We start from the raw sequence: 7220 nt of genomic DNA, 5'->3' as shown, positions 1-7220 counted from the left end.
CCCGTCCCCTGGAAGGCTCCGCCATAAACGCCGATGTCCTCGCCCATCAGCAGGACGCGCTCGTCGGCCTCCATGGCGATCGCCATCGCCTCCTGGATCGCCTGCGCATAGCTCAGTTCGCGCACCTCGGCATCCATCACGCCAGCTCCGTATAGACGTAGTTCTGAAGATCGCCGATGTCCGGAGCGGGGCTCGCCTTGGCGAATTCGATGGCCTCGGTGATCTCCTGTCTGACAGCTTCGCGCACCGCTTCGATGCCCCTGTCGTCGATGATGCCGAATTCCTTCAGTTCCGCCTCGAACAGCGTGATCGGATCGCGGTTCGACATCCAGTCCTCGATCTCCTCCTTGCTGCGGTAGCGGTTGCGGTCGCTCTTGGAGTGGCCGCGATAGCGGTAGGTCTTGGATTCGATCAGCGTCGGTCCCTCGCCTGTCCGGGCGCGCTCGATGGCGGCATGCGCGGCCTCCGCGACTTCGGTGAAGCTGTTGCCGTTGACGATGACGCCGGGCATCGAATAGGCCGCCGCCCTGTCGGCGATGTTCCTGACAGCGGTCGAGCGGGCGGTCGATGTCGACATGCCGTAGCCATTGTTCTCGCAGACGAACACCACCGGCAGCTTCCAGATCGACGCCATGTTCAGCGCCTCGTGGAAGGCGCCCTCATTGTTGGCGCCGTCGCCGAAGAACGAGACCACCACCTTGCCGGTCTTCAGCCGCTTGGCCGAAAGCGCCGCGCCGACCGCGATCGGGATGCCGCCGGCGACGATGCCGTTGGCGCCGAGATTGCCCTTGGCGACATCGGCGATGTGCATCGAGCCGCCGCGCCCTTTGCAGTAGCCGGTGGTCTTGCCGAAGAACTCCGCGAACATCTTTTTGACCTCGGCGCCCTTGGCGATGCAGTGGCCGTGGCCGCGATGGGTCGAGGTGATCTGGTCATCCTCGGCAAGCGGCATGCAGATGCCCATCGCGCTTGCTTCCTGCCCGATCGACAGGTGCATGGTGCCGTGGATCAGGCCGCGCATGTAACAGTCCTCAGCGCCCTCCTCGAAGCGGCGGATGAGGTACATCTTGCGCAGCACTTCCCTGAGCTGGCCGGCGTCGTAGTGCCGGTAGGCAAAGGGCAGATTGGTGGGCGCGGCCTTTTCCAGCACGGCTTTCCTGGCCATCGGTCATGCCCTCCCGTAGACCAGCTGGTCCTGTCGTGCCCTGAGCTCCGCGATCCTTGAACCCGGCGCGGGCGCCGCATTGGCATAGGTGATGAGATCGCCCTTCCTGATCGGCGCACTCACCGAGGCGCCTTGCAGCAGGCCGCAGGGAACGGCTCCGGCCGCCTTCGCCTCCGGCGCGGTCATGATCCAGGCGCGGTAGCAATACTCGCCGATCGCATCGAGCCGTTCGCCCGGCTGCATGTCCTTCTTGGCGACCGCGCAGACCTCCGCCACCGGCTTTGCCAGCGGCACCATGTCGGCCTTGCCGTAGAGGACGACGCGCGCGCAGGTCAGCGGCACTTCGAGCGAGGTCAGGTGATACGGTCGATGAAAGGTGAAATATGGGCCCTTGCCCATCTTCAGGTCCTCCATGCGCTCCGAGATGCGCGGATGCGACATGTCGGCGACGACGAAGACACCCGGCGCGACGCCCTTGCCGATCGAATAGTCGACGACGCCGACCTTCGACAGCACGCCGCCATCCTTCTGCGGCACCAGCACCTTCGACAATTCGCCAAGCGTCGCAGCGGGCCCGTGCATGCCGGGCCTGTCGGGCACCAGTCCGGTGGCATTGGCGATCGCCGCCATCTCGACCATCGTCTTGGAGCCGTCGACGAATTCCACCAGCATGCGAACATTCATGTGGCGGCGCGCGGCCTCCTCGGCATAGTCATGCGGGACGGCGTCGATGTTGAGCGGGTTGTTCTTGCCTTTGCCGGCGGCGACGATCGGATGGCCCATCGCCGAAACGAACTCGATCAGTTCCATGCAGGAGGACGGCTCGTCGCCGGCGCCGAGCGAATAGGTGACGCCCAGCCTGTCGGCCTCGCTCTTCAGATAGGCGCCGATGGTCACGTCCGCCTCGACATTCATCATTACCAGATGCTTGCCGTGCTCCATCGCCCGCAGGCCGTATTCGGCGCCGACCGCCGGAACGCCGGTGGCGTCGATCACCACATCGATCAGCTCGTTGTTGATGACGAGGTCGGCATCGCCAGTGACCGCGACCTTGCCGGCCTCGATCGCCGTGCTCATCGCCGCGACGCTTGAGACCTCGCGCGAATGGCCGCTCTCCTGAAAGGCGATATCGACCGCCTTGGCCGCCGCCGGAAGGTTGAGTTCCGAGATCGCGCCGATCTCGATGCCGGTCATGTGGACGACCCTGGTCACGATGTCGGTGCCCATCTCGCCTGAACCGATCAGCCCGATGCGGATCGGCTTGCCGGACTTCGCCCGCTCGGAAAGATCGCGCGCAAGGCCGGTCGGCGCGACGTTGATGGTCATTGCTATATCCTCCCAGGGGCGTCTTGCCTCCGGTCTGACAAATACTGAACATCTGTCTCCATATCAAGACGAATGTACAAATCTTTGCGGCAAAATCCGCAGCAGGAATTGCCTGCCGGATGAGAGGTCACGCACTTCGCGAGGGCTTTGCTGCTTTCCGGCCCGAGGACCGGTTGCCCTCGCCTGAAAATCAGATCGAATCGCTCGGGCGTGATTGCCCGAACGCATCGCCGGGCCGTAGGGCGACAAGCCCGGCCCGTAGGCCGATTGGGCTGAACCTGCTCCCTGGACCGGAGCGCCGACAGACCGCCGCAGCGGAAAACGCAAGAACGGACTCGGCGCGCCGTAGCCTATCTCGTCGCTGCCGGAGGCAGGCGGTCGAGCGCCGTTTCGCGGGGAGCGGCGAGCGCCTTCTTGATCGCCGCCCTCTCCTGCGCCATCGCCGGGAAGAGCCAGTTCGGTTCCAGGCCGACGAACTGGTCGAGGAAGGCGATCGACATGTTCGGATCCTCCTCGGCGTTTTCCCGATAGGACCACCAGACGCGCAGATCGGAGGCGGCCTTTTCGAGATCGCGGGATTGCCCGAACTCCTGTTCCTGGACCGCGGCAATGCCGCAGACGCAGAAATTCGTATAGAGAAAGCCTTCCGGCCAGAACCGCGCGATCTCGAGCGTGGCCTTGTCATCCGCCTCGCTCGTCCCGGCATCCGAAACCATGACCGCCGGCTTGGTCCGGATCAGCTCGCGCAGGGCTAGCCCCGCGACGAAGACGATGTAGTCGGCCCGGTCGATCGCTGCCGAATCGTCCTGCTGGTCGATCGCCGCCAGCCAGTCGAAGAAGACCTGGTTCAACAGCTTGTCGTCGATCCGGTAAGAGAACCCAAAGTGCTCCTTCACCAGTTCCGCATTGTTCCGGAAGGCCTTGGAAAACCAGCGCAATTGGCGGAGCCGGTGCCGCAGGTCCGGTATCGAGGACAATTTGTCCTTGGGTGTCAGATCCATTGTCCAGTTCCAACTGAGGCGCCCGCGATACCCAACCGCGACAGGGCATCAACATGTACATCTGTTGCACAAAAAATGCAAAGGTTCATCTCCGCCGATTTCGCGACAACCTCTCGCGAACGACCCGCTACGGAAGATGCGGGATCAGATCGGCAAAGACTCGCGCCAGGTCTCCAGGCCGATCCTGGCTTGCCAGCGCCTTGCTGAACAGCACGTAGCGCGCGTCGACCGCAGCGCAGACGCCCGCATAGATATCGTCATCCGCCGTGACGTCGGCGCTATAGCTGGCGACGGCGGTGGCCAAGGCGAGTGCCGCCGCGACATATATGCCCGTGTCCAGCATCCGGCCGTTGGCCGCGTCATCGATGTATCGCGGCGACTCGACCGGACGGGCGCGAAGAATGGCATGGGCCATGGCGGCCGCCTGCAGGGCAATGTCGTCGAGCGAGGCATCGTCGGCGCCTTTCGATCGGCCGGCCGGGGCCGGCTGCTCGGTTCTGGCCGCGAGGCGATGGGCTTCGCCGAACAGTTCCTCGCTCAGCCGCGGATTGGCGACCCCTTTCGCCAACAGGATCTGCTTGGCGGCGAAATAGCAGTCGCGCGCGAACAGCGCCTGGGAGGTCGCATTCTCGGTGTCGAAGTAACGGCCAAGCGGATAGGCGGACGCGCTGCCGAAATGCGCGTTGGGGTCGGAAGAGAGCAGCCCTATGGCGACAGATTCCAATGCCGAAAGCGCGCTGTCGGAGAAGTCGGCGATCGCCGTCACCAGCCCGGCCGGGCCGGCGGCGCGGTCGCTCCGTTCCGGCGATTGGTCGTCCTGCCCCTTGCGGGTGGTCGCACGCATTTCGCGCGCCACGAACCGGGCGTCGCGCAAGCGCTCCTTCACCTTGGTCCGCAGTTCCTCCGGCAAAAACGGCGCCATCACCTCGGTCCCTTTGACTGCCAATCGCTACTCCTTGCAAAGATAGACAATTATGGGCTGCAAAGCTATGACATCGTCATCCGCGCATCCTGTGTTCCGGCTGTGACAGGTGGGCTGGAATGACGGGAGCCAAGGGGACCATGCGCCAGAGGAAACGGGGCTCGAAAGATCCCGAGATGCCGTTTGGCGAGAATGTCCGCGGCTCGAGTCAGGCCGACCGCGTCCGCATCCGGACCGCCTGGATGTACTATGTCGAGCAGCTCACCCAGAGCGAAATCGCGGCCATCCTCAATGTCGGCCGGGTGACCGTCGTCAGGCTTCTGGCCGATGCCCGCGCCCGCAACGAAATCAAGATCACGATCAACGCCAAGGTCGCCGACACGACCGAGCTGGAGCGCGGCCTCGAGGAACTGTTCGACATCCAGAAGGCGATCGTGGCGCCGCTGTCCGGCCCGCAAGCCGATCCGGTGCCCGTCATCAGCGCCGCGGCGGGCGACTATATCTCGCAGATCGCGACATCGAACATGCGCGTCGGCGTCGGCTGGGGACGGACCCTCTACAACACCTTGCCCTTCATCAAGGGCCAGTCGCTCACCGGCTTCCGCGTCTACTCGCTGCTGGGCGGCATCATCCAGGCGCGCCGCTTCAATCCGGCCGAGTTCGCCTGGCAGCTGGCCGAGCTCTTCCAGGGCGAGGGCTTCCTGGTGCCGGCCCCGGCGATCGTCGACAGCGTCGAGACGAAGCGCACCCTGATCGAGCGCTGCGGCCTCAACACCATCTTCGAAATGGCCGAGGATCTTGACGCCGTGCTTCTCAGCGTCGGCGGAACCACGTCGACCGCCACCTCGTACCAGGTCGGCTACCTGACCGATGCCCAGCACGACTCGCTGGTTGCGGCCGGCGCGATAGGCGACCTTTTGTTCCACTTCTTCGACGAGCGCGGCAATCTCATCGATCACGAGATCAACGACCGCGTCATGTCGGTCGGCCTCGACCGACTGCGCCGGGCACCGATCCGCCTGCTCGCATCCGGCGGGCCGGAGAAAGTGGGCGCCCTGATCGGGGCGATGAAGCTGGTCAACCCGACGGTTTTCATCACCGACGAGGTCACCGCGGCGAGCATGATCGAAAAGACGCGGCTGAACGGATCGCGGAAGAAGGCATAGAGCGCCGGACGGCGCGGCCGGCGCCCGAGCCGAGCCTCAGGCGGCGAGCGTGTTGGTCTTTTTCCTCGTGCGCCGCGCAAAGTCCATCGTGTGCTCGAACGACACCACTCCGGCCTGGCTGCCGAGCCCGGTTGCGTTCAGCGCCGAGGTCGCCTGCGCCAGCGTGACCGCGCTTTCCGCGTCGAGCCCGCGGTGCAGGCCCGCCGCGAAGCCGGCGTTGAAAGCATCGCCGCAGCCGCAGGTGCAGACCACATCGACCTCGAAGGCCGGGATATGGAAGCGCGTGCCGTCGGCATGGTGATAGTAGGCGCCGTGTTCGCCAAGCGTCAGGATGCAGCAGCCCACGCCGCGATCGAGCATGAAGCGCGCCACGTCCTGCGTGTCGGTGAGACCGGACAGTAGCCGCGCCTCCTCGACCGAGGGCAGGAAATAGTCGACATGCGGCAACAGCCTTGCGATCATCGACATGTCCTCATGCCTCGCGGAAGCGACGTCGAGCGTGGTCACGCAGCCGCGCTTCTTAGCGCGCGCCAGAAGGTCGACGGTCGGCTCGCCATCCATGCGATCCATCAGGCCCGCGCCGCCGACATGCACGAACGATGCATCGAGCACCCGCTCGAACTGGTCCGGCGTGACTTCGAAGAAGCCGGTCGCGCCCTTCATGTGCATGGCCGGCCGCTGGCCGTTGTCCTGGACCGCGACGATGCTCGATGAGGTGCCGACACCGTCGATGCGCTGCATCATGCTGGTGTCGACGCCGTAGCGGTTGAGCCGGCCAAGCACCCAGTCGCCCATGTCGTCGGCGCCGACGCCGCCGACGCCGAGCACCTTCATTCCGTATTTCGCCGCCACGATCGCCGCCGCCCCGGCGGCGCCGGAAACGGCGATGGTGATCTCCTCGAGGAAATCGAATTCGGTCGGACCCGGAATGCGGCGCACCGGCCGGCCGAGGCAATCGAAGGTGAAGAAGCCGATGGAGGCGTAGTCGTAGAGCACGGTGATTCCCGTCAGTTGAGGCGGATGCGCTGGCCCGATTCCGCGTCGAAGAAATAAAGCCGCTCGGGGTCGAGCTCAATGGCGATCGAGGTGTCGAGCGGCTGCCGGAAATCCCGGTCCGCCTTCACCTCGACGACCATCGCATCGGTGCGAACCGAAAGGAAGGTCTGGTCGCCGGTCGGCTCGAGCCCGTAGAGCTGCCCCTTGAGATGAGCGGCGTTGCCGGTCGCCACTTTCGCGTCCTCGGGCCGCACGCCGAGAATGACGGCCCGGCTGTCCGGCAGGTTGATGCCGGCGACCTCGACCCCCGGAGCGGAAAACCGCTTGCCGCGCACCTCGCCCTTGATCAGGTTCATGGGCGGCGAGCCGATGAAGCCGGCGACGAAGGTGTTGTTGGGATTGCTGTAGATCTCGTCGGGCGTTCCGAGCTGCTGGATACGCCCCTTGTCCATGATGACGATCCTGTCGGCGAGCGTCATCGCCTCCACCTGGTCGTGGGTGACGTAGATGGTGGTGATCTTCAGCTGGCGCTGGACATGCTTCAGCTGCACCCGCATCGCATTGCGCAGCTTGGCGTCGAGATTGGACAGCGGCTCGTCCATCAGGAACACGCGCGGCTGCCGGACAATGGCGCGGGCAAGGGC

General features: G+C 64.9%; 7 protein-coding genes and 1 pseudogene. 1 reads left to right on the top strand and 7 read right to left on the bottom strand.

Annotated elements, in window-relative coordinates:
- From EN780_RS40760 to EN780_RS23230, 5 genes and pseudogenes are all read right to left on the bottom strand, one after another.
- A pseudogene (locus EN780_RS40760) lies at positions 1-137 on the bottom strand (alpha-ketoacid dehydrogenase subunit beta); the annotation flags it as partial.
- Entirely contained in the window at positions 137-1165 is a 1029-nt protein-coding gene (locus EN780_RS23245) for a thiamine pyrophosphate-dependent dehydrogenase E1 component subunit alpha (protein ID WP_128275433.1), read from the bottom strand. The gene EN780_RS23245 and the pseudogene EN780_RS40760, both read right to left, overlap by 1 nt.
- Before the next feature lie 3 nt (positions 1166-1168).
- Complete coding sequence (locus EN780_RS23240; RefSeq protein WP_127284104.1) at positions 1169-2491, bottom strand: NAD(P)H-dependent oxidoreductase; 1323 nt, start codon at positions 2489-2491, stop codon at positions 1169-1171.
- A gap of 350 nt (positions 2492-2841) precedes the next feature.
- The gene (locus EN780_RS23235) at positions 2842-3492 is read right to left on the bottom strand and encodes a hypothetical protein (RefSeq protein ID WP_127284105.1); all 651 of its coding nucleotides are present in this window, start codon (positions 3490-3492) and stop codon (positions 2842-2844) included.
- 127 nt (positions 3493-3619) lie between these two features.
- Positions 3620-4438, bottom strand: a complete 819-nt coding sequence (locus EN780_RS23230) for a hypothetical protein (protein WP_128275432.1) — start codon at positions 4436-4438, stop codon at positions 3620-3622.
- A gap of 116 nt (positions 4439-4554) precedes the next feature.
- Between EN780_RS23230 and EN780_RS23225 the strand changes: the two genes are divergently transcribed.
- Positions 4555-5580 (top strand): sugar-binding transcriptional regulator, encoded by a 1026-nt coding sequence (locus EN780_RS23225; RefSeq protein WP_127284107.1) that lies wholly within the window; start codon positions 4555-4557, stop codon positions 5578-5580.
- 36 nt (positions 5581-5616) lie between these two features.
- Here EN780_RS23225 and EN780_RS23220 read toward each other — a convergent pair whose 3' ends face one another.
- Positions 5617-6576 carry a sugar kinase gene (locus EN780_RS23220; protein WP_127284108.1) on the bottom strand — a complete coding sequence of 320 codons (960 nt, stop codon included), beginning with the start codon at positions 6574-6576 and terminating at the stop codon, positions 5617-5619.
- An 11-nt stretch (positions 6577-6587) separates the two neighbouring features.
- Positions 6588-7220, bottom strand: a 633-nt coding sequence (locus EN780_RS23215; protein WP_348631268.1) for a TOBE domain-containing protein, incomplete at its 5' end; no start/stop codon positions are given.

This window comes from Mesorhizobium sp. M4B.F.Ca.ET.089.01.1.1, assembly GCF_004022605.1.
In the GTDB taxonomy this organism is placed as follows: domain Bacteria; phylum Pseudomonadota; class Alphaproteobacteria; order Rhizobiales; family Rhizobiaceae; genus Mesorhizobium; species Mesorhizobium abyssinicae.
The sequence above is the reverse complement of the archived record's forward strand: the minus strand, read 5'-3'. Positions and strand labels throughout refer to the sequence as shown.

What these genes read in the sequence shown, in the direction of transcription:
- EN780_RS23235 (WP_127284105.1), bottom strand. Translation starts at nt 3,492, where the DNA reads ATGGATCTGACACCCAAGGACAAATTGTCCTCGATACCGGACCTGCGG.
- EN780_RS23245 (WP_128275433.1), bottom strand. Translation starts at nt 1,165, where the DNA reads ATGGCCAGGAAAGCCGTGCTGGAAAAGGCCGCGCCCACCAATCTGCCC.
- EN780_RS23225 (WP_127284107.1), top strand. Translation starts at nt 4,555, where the DNA reads ATGCGCCAGAGGAAACGGGGCTCGAAAGATCCCGAGATGCCGTTTGGC.
- EN780_RS23240 (WP_127284104.1), bottom strand. Translation starts at nt 2,491, where the DNA reads ATGACCATCAACGTCGCGCCGACCGGCCTTGCGCGCGATCTTTCCGAG.